10 protein-coding genes are annotated in these 14,628 nt (G+C 67.1%); 7 read left to right on the top strand and 3 right to left on the bottom strand.

Annotation, left to right across the window (positions count from 1 at the left end; translation table 11 throughout):
- Positions 1-27 precede the first annotated feature (27 nt).
- The 4 genes from A6M56_RS08895 (at position 28) to A6M56_RS08880 (ending at position 8,639) form a co-directional block, all read left to right on the top strand.
- Positions 28-3,162 carry an MdtB/MuxB family multidrug efflux RND transporter permease subunit gene (locus A6M56_RS08895; RefSeq protein ID WP_045219843.1) on the top strand — a complete coding sequence of 1,045 codons (3,135 nt, stop codon included), beginning with the start codon at positions 28-30 and terminating at the stop codon, positions 3,160-3,162.
- The gene (locus A6M56_RS08890; RefSeq protein WP_062738991.1) at positions 3,159-6,260 is read left to right on the top strand and encodes a multidrug efflux RND transporter permease subunit; all 3,102 of its coding nucleotides are present in this window, start codon (positions 3,159-3,161) and stop codon (positions 6,258-6,260) included. Before A6M56_RS08895 ends, A6M56_RS08890 begins: the two co-directional genes overlap by 4 nt.
- A gap of 1 nt (position 6,261) precedes the next feature.
- Positions 6,262-7,770 carry an efflux transporter outer membrane subunit gene (locus tag A6M56_RS08885; protein ID WP_045219839.1) on the top strand — a complete coding sequence of 503 codons (1,509 nt, stop codon included), beginning with the start codon at positions 6,262-6,264 and terminating at the stop codon, positions 7,768-7,770.
- 305 nt (positions 7,771-8,075) lie between these two features.
- Entirely contained in the window at positions 8,076-8,639 is a 564-nt protein-coding gene (locus A6M56_RS08880) for an acyloxyacyl hydrolase (protein WP_045219837.1), read from the top strand.
- 64 nt (positions 8,640-8,703) lie between these two features.
- On the opposite strand, the gene A6M56_RS08875 is transcribed toward A6M56_RS08880, so the two are convergent.
- The gene (locus tag A6M56_RS08875) at positions 8,704-10,065 is read right to left on the bottom strand and encodes a sensor domain-containing diguanylate cyclase (RefSeq protein ID WP_102078987.1); all 1,362 of its coding nucleotides are present in this window, start codon (positions 10,063-10,065) and stop codon (positions 8,704-8,706) included.
- 643 nt (positions 10,066-10,708) lie between these two features.
- On the opposite strand from A6M56_RS08875, the gene A6M56_RS08870 reads away from it, so the two are divergent.
- Positions 10,709-11,191 (top strand): hypothetical protein, encoded by a 483-nt coding sequence (locus A6M56_RS08870; protein ID WP_257983895.1) that lies wholly within the window; start codon positions 10,709-10,711, stop codon positions 11,189-11,191.
- Here the strand turns inward: A6M56_RS08870 and A6M56_RS08865 are convergent.
- Entirely contained in the window at positions 11,188-11,706 is a 519-nt protein-coding gene (locus A6M56_RS08865) for a GtrA family protein (RefSeq protein WP_045219832.1), read from the bottom strand. The genes A6M56_RS08870 and A6M56_RS08865 overlap by 4 nt on opposite strands.
- 127 nt (positions 11,707-11,833) lie before the next feature.
- Here A6M56_RS08865 and A6M56_RS08860 point away from each other — a divergent pair, with 127 nt between their 5' ends.
- Complete coding sequence (locus tag A6M56_RS08860; RefSeq protein WP_045219830.1) at positions 11,834-12,739, top strand: flagellar brake protein; 906 nt, start codon at positions 11,834-11,836, stop codon at positions 12,737-12,739.
- A gap of 224 nt (positions 12,740-12,963) precedes the next feature.
- The gene (locus tag A6M56_RS08855; RefSeq protein ID WP_045219828.1) at positions 12,964-14,376 is read left to right on the top strand and encodes a bifunctional diguanylate cyclase/phosphodiesterase; all 1,413 of its coding nucleotides are present in this window, start codon (positions 12,964-12,966) and stop codon (positions 14,374-14,376) included.
- 9 nt (positions 14,377-14,385) lie between these two features.
- Here the strand turns inward: A6M56_RS08855 and A6M56_RS08850 are convergent.
- A partial coding sequence (locus A6M56_RS08850; RefSeq protein ID WP_353744912.1) for a methyl-accepting chemotaxis protein occupies positions 14,386-14,628 on the bottom strand: 243 nt, incomplete at its 5' end.

Genomic DNA, 14,628 nt, shown 5'->3' with positions numbered 1-14,628 from the left:
GCCTGACGACGTCTTCTCCGAGCTGGCATGAACCCCTCCCGAATCTTCATCCTCCGGCCCGTGGCGACCACCCTGCTGATGGTGGCCATCCTGCTGTCGGGCCTGGTGGCGTACCGGATGCTGCCGCTCTCCGCCCTGCCCGAGGTCGACTACCCGACCATCCAGGTGACGACGCTATACCCCGGCGCCAGCCCGGACGTGACGACGTCGTCCATCACGGCGCCGCTGGAGCGCCAGTTCGGCCAGATGCCGGGGCTCAAGCAGATGACGTCGTCGAGCTCGGGCGGCGCGTCGGTGATCACGCTGCAATTCGACCTGTCGCTTTCGCTCGACATCGCCGAGCAGGAAGTGCAGGCGGCCATCAACGCGGCCGGCAACCTGCTGCCGAACGACCTGCCGATGCCGCCGATCTACAGCAAGGTCAATCCGGCCGATGCGCCGATCCTCACGCTGGCGATCACCTCCAGGACGATGCCGTTGCCCAAGCTCGAAGACCTGGTCGACACGCGCATCGCGCAGAAGCTCTCTCAGCTGCCGGGCATCGGGCTCGTCAGCATCAGCGGCGGCCAGCGGCCGGCTGTGCGCATCCAGGCGAATACGTCGGCGCTTGCCGCGCTCGGGCTGTCGATCGACGACATCCGCACCGCCATCGGCACCGCCAACGTGAACGGCGCGAAGGGCAGCTTCGACGGCCCGATGCGCGCCTCCACCATCGACGCCAACGACCAGCTCCGCTCCGCCGCCGAGTACGGCAAGATGATCGTCGCCTACAAGAACGGCGCGCCCATCCGCCTGACCGACGTGGCACAGATCGTCGACGGCGCCGAGAACACCAAGCTCGCGGCGTGGGCCAACACCACACCGGCCATCATCCTGAACGTGCAGCGCCAGCCCGGCGCCAACGTGATCGAGGTTGTCAACCGCGCCAAGGCACTGCTGCCCACACTCAAGGACACCCTGCCCGGCAACGTGGAGGTGTCGCTGCTGACCGACCGCACCACCACCATCCGGGCATCCGTCTCCGACGTGCAGTTCGAGCTGATGCTGGCCATCGCGCTGGTGGTGATGGTGATCTTCCTGTTCCTGCGCAATGTGCCGGCCACGGTCATTCCGGCGGTGGCGGTGCCGCTGTCCCTGGTGGGCACGTTCGGCGTGATGTACCTGGCCGGCTTCTCGATCAACAACCTGACGCTGATGGCGCTGACCATTGCCACGGGCTTCGTGGTGGACGACGCCATCGTCATGATCGAGAACATCGCCCGCTACATCGAAGACGGCGATCCGCCCATGGAAGCCGCGCTCAAGGGTGCCAAGCAGATCGGCTTCACCATCATCTCGCTCACGTTCTCGCTGATTGCCGTGCTGATTCCGCTGCTGTTCATGGGTGACGTGGTCGGGCGCCTGTTCCGCGAGTTCGCGATCACGCTGGCGGTGTCGATCCTGATTTCGGCCGTGGTGTCGCTCACGCTCACGCCGATGATGTGCGCACGGTTGCTCAGGCACATTCCCGAGGCCGAGCAGTCGCGCTTCTACCACGCCGCGGGAGCGTTCTTCGACCGCGTCATCGCACGATACGGGCGCATGCTCGAGTGGGTGCTGGATCGCCAGAAGACCACGCTGCTGGTGGCCATCGGCACCTTGGTGCTGACGGGCCTGCTGTATGTGGTGGTGCCCAAGGGCTTCTTTCCGGTGCAGGACACGGGCGTGATCCAGGGCATTTCGGATGCCTCGCAGTCGATCTCGTTCTCGGCGATGGCCGAGCGCCAGCAGAAGCTCGCCGAGGTGGTGCTGAAAGACCCGGCGGTGGAGAGCCTCTCGTCGTTCATCGGCGTGGATGGGGTCAACACCACGCTCAACAGCGGCCGCATGCTGATCAACCTGAAGCCGAAGGATGAGCGCGACGCCAACGCCAGCGAGGTCATCCAGCGGCTGCAGCCCGAACTCGCCAAGGTGGCCGGCATCCAGCTGTACATGCAGCCGGTGCAGGATCTGACGATCGAAGACCGCGTGAGCCGCACGCAGTATCAGTTCACGGTAGAAGATCCGGACCCGAACAACCTGTCGAAATGGGTGCCCAGGCTGGTGGAACGCCTGCAGCAGACGCGCGAGCTGCGCGACGTGGCGAGCGACCTGCAGGACAACGGCCTGCGGGCCTACGTGCAGGTCGACCGCGACAAGGCGGCCGTCTACGGCATCACGATGGCCACGATCGACAGTGCGCTCTACAGCGCGTACGGCCAGCGCCTGGTGTCGACGATCTTCACGCAATCGAACCAGTACCGCGTGGTGCTGGAGGCCGATCCGAAGATGCAGCTCGGCCCGCATTCGCTATACGACCTGCATGTGCCGTCCAGCAGCGGGCAGCAGGTGCCGCTGGGCGCCTTTGCCACGGTGGTGGAGCAGCCCGGCTCGCTGGTGGTGAACCATCAGGGCCAGTTCCCGGCCGCGACGATCTCCTTCAACCTCGCGCCCGGTTCATCGCTGGGCGCGGCGGTGGACACCATCAACGCGGTGGAGCAGGAGCTCGGCCTGCCGGCCAGCATGCAGACGAGCTTCCAGGGTGCGGCACTGGCATTCCGTGCGTCGCTGTCCAACCAGTTGTGGCTGATCCTGGCGGCGGTGATCACGATGTACATCGTGCTGGGCGTGCTGTACGAGAGCACGATCCACCCGGTGACGATCCTGTCCACGCTGCCCTCAGCGGGGGTGGGCGCGCTGCTTTCCCTGCTGCTGTCGGGCAAGGATCTGGGCATCATCGCGATCATCGGCATCGTGCTGCTGATCGGGATCGTCAAGAAGAACGCGATCATGATGATCGACTTCGCGCTGGAGGCCGAGCGCGAGCAAGGCATGACCCCGCGCGATGCGATCTACCAGGCGTGCCTGCTGCGCTTCCGGCCGATTCTCATGACGACGATGGCAGCCCTGCTCGGCGCGCTGCCGCTGATGCTCGGCACGGGCGTCGGTTCGGAGCTGCGCCAGCCGCTGGGGATCACGATGGTGGGCGGCCTGCTGGTCAGCCAGGTGCTGACGCTCTTTACCACGCCCGTCATCTACCTGGCGTTCGACCGCCTCGGCCATCGCCTGCGTGACTGGCGCGCGCGCCGCTCGCCGGGCAGCCACGGCGCACCGGATGCGAACCGACCTGGCGGGCAACCATGAACCTGTCCGCCACCTTCATCGCGCGGCCGGTTGCCACGGCGCTGCTGACCATCGGCGTGGCCCTCGCCGGCATGGCGGCGTTCCGCCTGCTGCCGGTGTCGCCCCTGCCGCAGGTGGATTTTCCGACCATCTCCGTCAGCGCGTCGCTGCCCGGCGCCAGCCCCGAGACGATGGCTGCCACCGTGGCCACGCCGCTGGAGCGCTCGCTGGGCCGCATCGCGGGCATCACGGAGATGACGTCGTCGAGCTCGCTGGGCTCGTCGCGCATCACGCTGCAGTTCGACCTGTCGCGCGATATCGACGGCGCCGCGCGCGACGTGCAGGCTGCCATCAATGCCTCGCGCAGCCTGCTGCCTTCGGGGCTACCGAGCAATCCAACCTATCGCAAGGTCAACCCGGCCGATGCGCCGATCATGATCCTGGGGTTGACATCCGACACCATGTCGCGCGGCCAGCTGTACGACGCGGCGTCGACGATCCTTGCGCAGAAGCTCTCGCAGATCAACGGCGTGGGCCAGGTCAACATCGGCGGCGCATCGCTGCCGGCGGTGCGTGTAGAGCTGAACCCGACGGCGCTGAACAAGTACGGCATCTCGATGGAGACCGTGCGCACCGTCATCGCCAGCACCAACGCAAACAAGCCCAAGGGCATGCTGGAATCGGGCGACCGCGTGTGGACGATCTACGCCAACGACCAGGCGAAGAAGGCCGCCGAATACCGGCCACTCGTCATCGCCTGGCGCAACGGCTCGCCGGTGCGGCTGTCGGACGTGGCCGAAGTGACCGACAGCGTGCAGGACATCCGCAACTATGGCTCGGCCAACGGCAAGCCGTCGGTGCTGCTCATCATCAGCCGGCAGCCGGGCGCCAACATCATCGACACGGTCGATCGCATCAACGACGTGCTGCCCTATCTGCGCAACACCATCCCCGCGCAGATCAACCTCGACGTGATGATGGACCGCACGCCCACCATCCGCGCCTCGCTCAAGGATGTGGAACGCACGCTGGTGCTCTCGATCGCGCTGGTGATCATGGTGGTGTTCCTGTTCCTGCGCAACCTGCGGGCCACGCTCATCCCGAGCGTGGCGGTGCCGGTCTCGCTCATCGGCACGTTCGGGGTGATGTACCTGTGCGGCTACAGCCTCGACAACCTGTCGCTCATGGCGCTGACCGTCGCGACAGGCTTTGTGGTGGACGACGCCATCGTGGTACTGGAGAACGTCTCGCGCCATATCGAGAACGGCATGCGGCCCATGCAGGCAGCGCTCAAGGGCGCACGCGAGGTGGGCTTCACGGTGGTCTCGATGAGCTTCTCGCTGATCGCCGTGTTCATCCCGCTGCTGATGATGGGCGGCATCGTCGGGCGGCTGTTCCGCGAATTTGCCGTCACGCTGTCGGTGGCCATCCTGGTGTCGCTGGTGATCTCGCTCACCACCACGCCGATGATGTGCGCACGCCTGCTCAAGCCCGCCGCCGAGCAGGAGCACGGCTGGTTCCACCGCAAGACCGAAGGCTTCTTCACGTTCCTGCTCGACATGTACCGCAGCTCGCTCGCGTGGGCGCTGCGCCATCGCTGGCTGACGCTGCTGATCCTGCTTGCCACGGTGTGCCTGAACGTGTACCTGTACATCATCGTGCCGAAGGGATTCTTCCCCCAGCAGGACACGGGCCGTGTGATGGGCTTCATCCAGGCGGACCAGGCCATCTCGTTCCAGGCCATGCGCACCAAGCTGACGGATTTCATCCACATCGTCCAGCAGGACCCGGCGGTGGAAAACGTGGTCGGCTTCACGGGCGGCTCGCAGCGCAACAGCGGCTCGATGTTCATCCAGCTCAAGCCGCTGGCCGAGCGCAAGATTTCCGCCGACCAGGTCATCAACCGCCTGCGCGGCAAGCTTGCGCGCGAGCCCGGGGCGAGCCTCTTCCTGCAGGCGGTGCAGGACATCCGCGTTGGGGGGCGCGCCAGCAACGCGCAGTATCAGTACACGCTGCAGGCCGACAACCTCGATGAGTTGCGCACATGGGAGCCGAAGATCAAGCAGGCGCTCTCGCAGGTGAAGTCGCTCGCCGATGTGAACACCGACGCCCAGGACAAGGGCCTGCAGACGTCGCTGGTCATCGACCGTGACAAGGCCAAGGCGCTCGGCATCAACCCGAGCGATGTCGACAACGCACTGAACAACGCCTTCGGCCAGCGCCAGATCTCGACGATCTACAATCCGCTCAACCAGTACCGCGTGGTGATGGAAGCCGCGCCGCAGTACTGGCAGAACCCCGACGGCCTGCGCGACATCTACCTCATCACCTCGACCGGCGCGCAGGTGCCGCTGTCGACCTTCTCGCATTACGAGCCGACCAACACGCCACTGGCGGTCAACCACCAGGGCCAGTTCGCGGCCAGCACGATCTCGTTCAACCTGGCGCCGGGCGCGTCGCTGTCGGGCGCCACGCGCGACATCCAGGACGCCATGAACCGCATCGGCGTGCCGATCACGGTGCACGGCAGTTTCCAGGGCACCGCCAAGGCGTTCCAGGATTCGCTCTCAAGCCAGCCGGTGCTGATCCTGTTTGCGCTCATCACGATCTACATCGTGCTGGGCGTCCTGTACGAGAGCTACGTGCACCCGATCACCATCCTCTCGACGCTGCCCTCGGCAGGGGTGGGCGCGCTGCTGGCGCTCATCATCACCGATACGGATTTCTCGATCATTGCGCTGATCGGCGTGATCCTGCTCATCGGCATCGTCAAGAAGAACGCGATCATGATGATCGACTTCGCGCTGGAGGCCGAGCGCAGCCAGGGCATGAGCCCCGCGGACGCCATCTTCCACGCCTGCGTGCTGCGCTTCCGGCCGATCCTGATGACGACGATGGCCGCGCTGCTGGGCGCCCTGCCCCTGGCGCTGGGCCACGGCGACGGTGCGGAGTTGCGCACGCCGCTGGGCATCTCCATCGTGGGCGGGCTGCTGGTCAGCCAGATCCTCACGCTCTACACCACGCCGGTCGTCTACCTGGCGCTCGACCGGCTGCGCCTGCGCCGTGCCGGGCGCAGCAAGGACGCACCGTTGCCCGCACTGGATTCGCAAGGAAGCTGATATGAAAAGAGGCCACCAAGCCCTCCGCACCCCGTTGCTCGCGCTGGCCGCGTGCGCGCTTGTCTCTGCCTGCGCGGTGGGCCCCGACTACAAGCGCCCCGACGCGGAAGTCCCGCAGCAATACAAGGAAGCCGGCGACTGGAAGGTCGCCAGCCCCAACGACGCCATCGCGCGCGGCAAGTGGTGGGAGATCTTCAACGACCCGCAGCTGAATGCGCTGGAAGAACAGGTGGCCGCCGCCAACCAGAACATCCTCGTGGCCGAAGCGCAGTACCGGCAGGCCCAGGCGCTGGTGCAATCGGCGCGAGCCTCGTTCTTCCCAACGCTGGGCGCCAGCGCGTCGGCCACGCGCAGCCGCTCGGTGCGCACAACGGTGAACCCGGACGGCAGCCTGTCGACCGGCAACCCGAGCCTGCTGAACTCGCAGAGCCTGTCGCTGGACGCAAGCTGGGAGCTGGACCTGTGGGGCCGCATCCGCCGATCGGTGGAGTCCAACAGGGCCAGCGCCGAAGCGAGCGCAGGCGACCTGGCTTCTGCGCTGCTCTCGGCCCAGGCCACGCTTGCGCAGAATTATTTTCAATTGCGTGTCACGGATACCCAGAAGGCGGTGCTGCAACGCACGGTGGCCGACTACGAACGGTTCCTGAAGCTCACGCAAAACCAGTACGCCGTGGGCGTCGCGCAGCGCTCGGACGTGCTGACCGCGCAGACGCAACTGAAGCAGGCGCAGGCGCTGCTGCTCGATGCCGAGGTCACGCGCGCGCAGCTCGAGCACGCCATCGCCGTGCTGATCGGCAAGCCGCCCGCGGAGTTCTCGCTGGCGCCGACGACTGCGGCCACCGTGTACGACCTGCCCGCACTGCCTGACATTCCGCTGGAGATTCCGTCGGCCGTGCTGGAGCGCCGGCCCGACATTGCCGCGGCCGAGCGCCGCATGGCTGCGGCCAATGCGCAGATCGGCGTAGCCAAGGCCGCCTACTTCCCCACACTGACGCTGGGGGCATCTGCTGGGCTGGCCGCCAACACGCTGTCGCGCCTGGCCACGCTGCCGAGCCGCGTCTGGTCGATCGGGCCCTCGCTGGCGGCGACGCTGTTCGATGCGGGGGCGCGTTCGGCGGCCGTCGACAAGGCCGGCGCGGCCTACGACGCGGCTGTCGCGACGTATCGGCAAACCGTGCTGGGCGCCTTCCAGGACGTGGAGGACAACCTCGCCGCGCTGCGCTGGCAGGCCCGCGAGTTCGACGCCCAGGCCGATGCCGTCAAGGCGGCGCAGGAAGCCGCGCAGCTCGACCTGAACCGCTACCGCGCCGGCACGATCAGCTTCCTGGAGGTGATCACCGCGCAAGCCACGGCCTACAACGCCGAGCGCACGCTGCTCACGCTGCAAGGCAAGCGCTATTCGGCCGCGGTGCTGCTGGTCAAGGCGCTCGGCGGCGGCTGGCACGGCGAAGTGCCCGTGGTCGGCCAGGCGGCGATGCGGCCCGCTGCCTCGGCACCAGCCGCGCAGTAACGCGCTCCGTGTTCCCGGTGGCCGACGATATTTCGCCGCCGGCAATATCCCCTTGTGCGTAAGCACGCACGCAGTCCGATCGTTCCCCCTATAATCGTCGGAATTTGCTTCAGGCTGCCCTGATCGCGTGGGCATGCCGTGCGGGGCCGGGCGCGCAAATTGCTTCGCCCGGTGCCTTGCAGGTGTGTCGCCGTGCCATCCTGACCGTCTGTTTGCCTGCCGCCATGTCCGCCGCGCGCGTGGTTGGCCGACCCTGTTGCCTGGACCCACGCGCGCGGCTCAATTGATTTCTGGCGCTCTCTCTGATGATCCGATCCGCAATTTCCCGCCCCGCCAAGCTGCTGGCCGCCGCGCTCGGCGCCGCTACGCTCTTCGCCGCCGTGCCTGCCCAGGCCGACCCGTCCGTGCGCGTGATCTACGGCAAGGACAACCGCCACGGCATCGAGAAGTACGGCGTCGATATCGATTTCGACTCCGGTTTCCACTGGGGCAACCCGCAAGGCTGGTTCGTGAACCTGGACTGGGAGGTCGCGCTCGGCCAATGGCGCTCGACGCAGGGCACCAACCGCCAGAACCTGACCGAATTCGGCGTGACGCCGCTGTTCCGCATCGAAAAGCGCGGCAGCTCGTGGGTGCCGTTCGTGGAAGTGGGCATCGGCCCGCGCCTGCTGTCGCACACGCGCACGTCGGATGAGCACAACTTCAGCACGGCCTTCCAGTTCTCCGACATGATCGGCGTGGGCGTCGCCTTTGGCAGCAAGCAGCAGTTCCAGGTCGGCTATCGCTTCGAGCACCTGTCGAACGCCTCGATCAAGCGTCCGAACCCGGGGACGGACCTGAACGAGCTGTACCTGCGCTACACGTTCTGAACGGCTTCACCCCGAAGAAGACGGCCTGCCATTGCGGCGGGCCGTTTTGTTTTGCGCGCCGTGCTCAGCGCGCGCCGGCCTCGCCGTCGACATCGCGATCACGGCCGCGCTCGCGCGATCGCATGCCCATCAGCCGCTCGTAATTGAGCGAGGCATGAAAGCCGAAGCCATTGCCGCCCGCGCGCTTGACTTCGTACATGGCCGCATCGGCATTGCGGATCAGCGTCTGCGCGTCGCGGCCGTCTGCGGGGTACAGCGCCACACCGGCGCTCACGCCCATCGACAGCACGTGGCCCTCCACGCGAAACGGCGTCTGCAACTGCTCGATCAGGCGTTCAATCGTCTGCGTGACGTCCTGCCGCGTGGCGCAATGCGTCAGGATAGCCACGAATTCGTCGCCGCCCAGGCGCGCCACCGTATCCGACGCACGCAGGGCGCTGCGCAGGCGCATTGCCGTGGCCTTGAGCACGAGGTCTCCCACGGCGTGGCCGTATTCGTCGTTGACGGGCTTGAACCGGTCCAGGTCGATGAAGACCACGGCCACCTGGCTGCGTGCGCGGCGTGCGGCCTGGATGGCGACGAACAGCCGGTCGCGCAGCAGGCGCGCGTTGGGAAGGTCGGTCAGCGGGTCATGCAGCGCCAGATGGTGCGCCTGGTCGAGTGCGGCGCGCCGCTTGGTGACGTCGAGCAGCGTGCCGCTCACACGCGTGGCCACGCCGCGCGCATCGCGCTCGGTCACGCGGCCGCGCGCCGCCACCCAGATCCACTGGCCGTGGCGGGCCCGCATGCGCTGCTCGACTTCAAAACTGTCTGCATCGCCACGCAGGTGCCGGTAAATGCGGCGCACGCTCAGCACGGCGTCCTGCGGATGCACCATCGCAAACCATGCATCCGGATCGGTGGGAAGGTCGGCCGGCTCGTAGCCCAGCATGTCGGCGGTGCGGCGGTTGAACGAGACGTGTCGCGCGCGCGTGGACCAGTCGAACGTACCGAGCCCCGCGCCGTCGAGCACATAGGCAAGACGCTGCTCCGATGCCCGCAGCGCCTCCAGCGCCAGGCGCCGCGCCGTCACATCCTGAAGCTGCACGATGAGGTGGCTGCCGCCGCTCCCGGTGTCGGTGCGCGCCACGGCGAGATCGGCCTGCACCCAGACGGTGCTGCCGTCCTGGCGCACCAGGCGGGTTTCCATCGAAAGCGCCTCGCGCTCGCCCGCGAGCAGCGCCTGCACACCACGCCGCGTCCGCTCTGCATGGTCCGGATGGCAGAGGTCGAACAGCGCGCGCGAGCGCAGTGCCTGCGCTTCGTGGCCCGTCAGCGCGCACAGCGCACGATTGACGTCGAGGAAGCGACCCTCCGGCGCGCACAGGCCGATCCCTATCGGCGAATGTTCGATCGCAGCCTTGTACAAGTGGTGGTCCTCAAGCATGGCGATGCAGTTTCGCGAATGCGGCAGTCCAGGGAGCGACTGGCGTGATGGCCGTCCCGTCGCCGGGCTCCACGGTGCAATGGTTTGCGTGGGCTGGATGCGGCGGTGGTCGGCGGAGGTCCCCGTAACCGGTCTCGTAGTCTGCCGGGCCCGTTGACGGCTGGCGGTGGACAGACCTGTCGCGCGCAACCCATGCGCGCGAATCGAGGCGGACTATAGAAGCCGCGAGTTAACGGGGCAATCCCTTCCCGCGAGGGGCACAGATGCAGCATGCCCTCGAGTACAAGTCGACGCGAAGGAAACGCGCCCCGCGTCATCCCCGTCAGCGTTTTGTTGATGCCGATTGTCGGCAGGCGCCCGGCGGTCCCAGACGTGCGGCAACTGTACACCGCCGGCTCATCGGGCGGCAGCTAACCTTTCGGCTAGGTACGCAGACCCCCACGGTGGCAGCCGTTTGCCGCAGGCCGCGCCGCGCACACGGCTATGCGGATGTCTGCAGTTCGAAACAAGGCCACGGACGCTCCTCCGGACGCACGAAACGCTGCCACGACCGGCTGACTCCGTTACTATTCTTGAAAATCGCCTCGGGGGGCGAGTCCAACACGGCGAGCCGCGGCACCAACACGCGGTTGCAGGAGGTCGTATGGAATTGAGCTTCGTTGCCCCCGGCACGCAAACGCACCGCTATGCGCTCAAGCTGGCGGGTCTGCCCGAAAGCACCCCGCCCGTCGATCCGGCCTGGATCGACGATGCCCTGACCGCCGCCGTGCGCGTATTCGATGCACATCGCGTCCATTTTGCCGACGCCTATTTCGCCTACCGCACGCGTGATGCGGCGCAGCGTTCCCACCGAACCGAGCACGGCCCCGCGCGCAGGCGGGTCGGCGGAGACCTGCACGACGACACACCGCTGCTCGCGGATACGTTTGCGATCGCGCAACTGGCGGCGCTCGTCTCGCTGGAAGCGGCAGGCCTGGCCGATGTGATCGACGTGCATCTCGTGGTGGAGCGTTTGCCCGATGACGACGGGCCCGGTACGCCCGCGACCCGCATCGATGACGTCATGTTGGCCACCGGCAGCCCGGCGATCCGGCCGACGGCCCGCCGCCCCGCCAGCCAGCACTAGGCATCCGGCTGCCTGCCGCGCGCGCGCCGCGGCGCGATGACCGGCTGCGGCTCGGTTGGCGCACCCACCGCCGCCGCATCGCGGAAGGTCCAGTGCCGGTGCACAAGAAAATTGAAGATCGCGGTGATGGCGGAGGCGAAGACCTGCGCGATGAGGTAGTACAGGCCGAGCCCCAGCCCGATCGCCATGATGGTGGCGTTGCAGCCCAGCGCCAGGAACGCGACGATCCCAAAGCGCACCATGGCACCCATGTGGCCGCGCGTGCTGTTGAACACGGCCTGCCGGCTGATGAAGTAGTTCAATGTGGCGCCGAGCACGCTTCCCGTCACCGACGCCCGCCACGGCGAGACGCCTGCCTGCACGAGCCCGAAGAGCACCACGTAGTGGACCAATGTCGCGCCGAAGCCGATCACGACGTAGCGTGTGAACTGCTCCACCGCTGCCCAGAAATGCCGTCGATGGCCCATCGCCGCGCCAGCCCCATTCACGTTGGAATCGCCATTGTGCTCGATCATGAGGGCGCCGCCGCAACCCGCGTGCCATACCGGCCCCCGGCACCGCAAGTGCGCTTAAAGTTGTGCAAGATTTGGCCGTATAGACACGTGGGGCGCCGCGCTACCGCGGGCTCCACGCTGTCTTGCCATGCTCGAACTTCAACCTCTCGACATTCCGCTAGCGATTCCCCTGCCGTGGCCGATGCTGGACGCCGACGGACAGCTGCTCGTCCCGAAGGGAGACGTCATCCATTCGCCGGAAGAGATCGAGCTGCTCTTCACGCTGCATCGCCCGCATCGCCAGGCCGAGGGCGCGCCGGCGGCCGCGCCTGCATTTCCGAACACGGCGTTTCCGAACACGCTCTTCCCGGACATGGGCGGCGACACCGAGGCCGAGCGTACGGTCGCCATGGAACTGCTGGGACTGCGCCCCGGCGGCATGCTCACCGTGCGCCTCACGGCCGGCGCCGGCCACACCAAGGGCGCCGCACGCGTCATGGGTTACAGCCCTCAGCGCCACCTCCTGATCACCATGCCCACCGACAACGGCCGCACCGTCATGCCGGTCAAGGACGAGCTGGTGGAAATCCACGCGTTTTCGGGCGAAGGCATTGCGAGCTTCGAATGCACAGTGATGGCGGTATGCCGGATTCCGTTCGAGTACGTCGTGCTCTCGCCGCCGCGGCGCATCAAGAACCGCGCGTTGCGCAAATCGCTGCGCGTGCGCGCCAACGTGGTCGGCAAGATGCTCGTCAGCGGCGAGCCGCCGCGCATGATCCATATTTCCGACATCAGCACGACGGGCGCCTCGTTCCGTTCAGCGCACCGGTTGCACGTGAGTGGGGCGCCGGCGCGGCTGCGCTTCCGGGTGAAGACGCGTGACTATCACTCCGAGCTGGTGGCGGCCGCGCTCATCCGCAGCGAAAAGCCCGCAGACCTGCCCAATGTCTATCAATACGGCGTGGAGTTCATCGAGCTCGTCGCCGCGCAGAAGATGCTGCTGCAGTGCTTCATCTACGAGCAGTTGCTGTGGGGCGGCCAGCGCATGGTCTGAGCAAAGCGGCGCGATGTACACACGATTTGGATCAGCATTAAGCAACGTTAAAACGTTAAAAACACGCGTGAGGTTGGCGCGACAGCAGACGATGGACTGGCCCCCGAGCCGCGCTTTGGGCTTATGATCGCCGCAGGCCCGCTTGTCAGCCGCGACACAATCGCCAAAGCACAATCGGGCGCACGCATTTCCGCATCAAAGGTATTTGCAGGACGGCCCTATCTATGAATCGCGCAAGGTCTGCGCCATTGGGTCTGGACCCCATCTCCGGATTGCCGGACCGCGAACGATTCGTTCAATCGCTGGCAGCCATGCCGCGACCCGCACGCCGGGACGCGGTCGGCGCGTTGCTGCTGATCGGCTTTGACCATTTTGCCGAGGCGACGGCCACGCTCGGGCCGCTGGCCGCACGCGCGGTCATCGTGGAATGCGCAGCGCGCCTGCAGGCCTTGTGCCCGCCGGGGGCACAAGGCGCGCCGGTGGTTGGTCGCGTGGGTGCAGAAACGTTTGCCATTGCCTCGGCCGAGTTCGACTCCGCGCAGGACGTGCACGACCTCGCACGGCGCATCTCGGCAGCGCTCGCGCGGCCCTTCATCACCCACGGCTATGAACTCGTGTGCTCGTGCAGCATCGGCATGACGCTGTTCGACAGCACGCCATACGATGCGGCGCGCCTGATCGAACAGGCTGACCGCGCCCTCTACGGGGTTCAGCACGGCAGGCAACAAAGCCCCGCCCTCTACCCGCCGGCCGCAACGGCACAGCGCGGCAGCAACGACGCAGCCGCACCTGGCCGGCACGACCCCATGGCCGAACGCCCGCGGCTGGCAGCCCATGTCCGCCACGCGTTGGCTCGGCGCCAGTTCAGCCTGAACCTGCAGCCGCAGCTGAGCCTCGCCGACGGGAGCATCGTCGGCTATGAATTCCTGCTGCGCTGGATCTCGCCCGAGCTGGGCGGCGTGCCACCGGCGGATTTCCTGCCGATCCTGGAGCAGACCGGCGACATTCGCGAGGTGGGCCGCTGGGTACTCGACAACGCCGCGCAGATGCTCGCCGGCCTGCAACGCGAAGAGTCCGAGCGTGCACCGCACAGTGGCGCCCGGCGCCAGCCCGAGGTGCATGCGGCGGTCAACCTGTCGGCGGCGCAGTTGCTCGACCCGCAGTTGAGCGACGTCGTCCGCGACATTGCCGCGCGCCATGCGGTGCCGACCGGGCGGCTGGTCTTCGAGATTTCAGAACACGCGCTGCAGCCCGGTGCCAGCGCGGCGCGCGATGCCGTCGCGGCACTGCATGCGTGCGGTGCACGCGTGGCCGTCGAAGACTTCGGCGCCACGAGCTACAGCCTGGCGTGCCTTGAAACCTTCCGCCCCGACCAGGTCAAGCTCGATCAGGCCGTCGTGAGCGCCGTGGCCAATGCCGGTGATCACGCTGCCCTGCATCAGCTGGTGGCGGCCGCCCACGCCGCCGGCGTGCCCGTCACGGCCACGCGCGTGGAAACGGCTGCCCAGCTCGACGCGCTGCGCGCATGCCGTTGCGACGTGCTCCAGGGCTACCTGCTCTCACAGCCATTTCCGGCACGCTGGATCGACGATACGCAAGACGTGATCGCCGAACGCGCGCGCGACCTCCTGCCCTGAACGCGGCCCCTACGCTTGCGCGTGGTCGACGCGGAAGACGGCCACCGCGCTGCGCAGCGCCTCCGCCTGTTCTTCGAGGGACTCTGCAGCGGCCGCGGCCTGCTCGACCAGCGCCGCATTCTGCTGGGTCACCTGGTCCATCTGCGTGACGGCCTGGTTGACCTGCTCGATCCCGCTGCTCTGCTCTTCCGACGCCGCGCTGATCTCGCCCATGATGTCGGTCACGCGCTTGACGGCGACGACCACCTCGTC

The organism is Ralstonia sp. RL (assembly GCF_001683835.1).
Classification (GTDB): Bacteria; Pseudomonadota; Gammaproteobacteria; order Burkholderiales; family Burkholderiaceae; genus Ralstonia; species Ralstonia mannitolilytica.
This window is presented reverse-complemented; position numbering and strand designations above follow the sequence as displayed.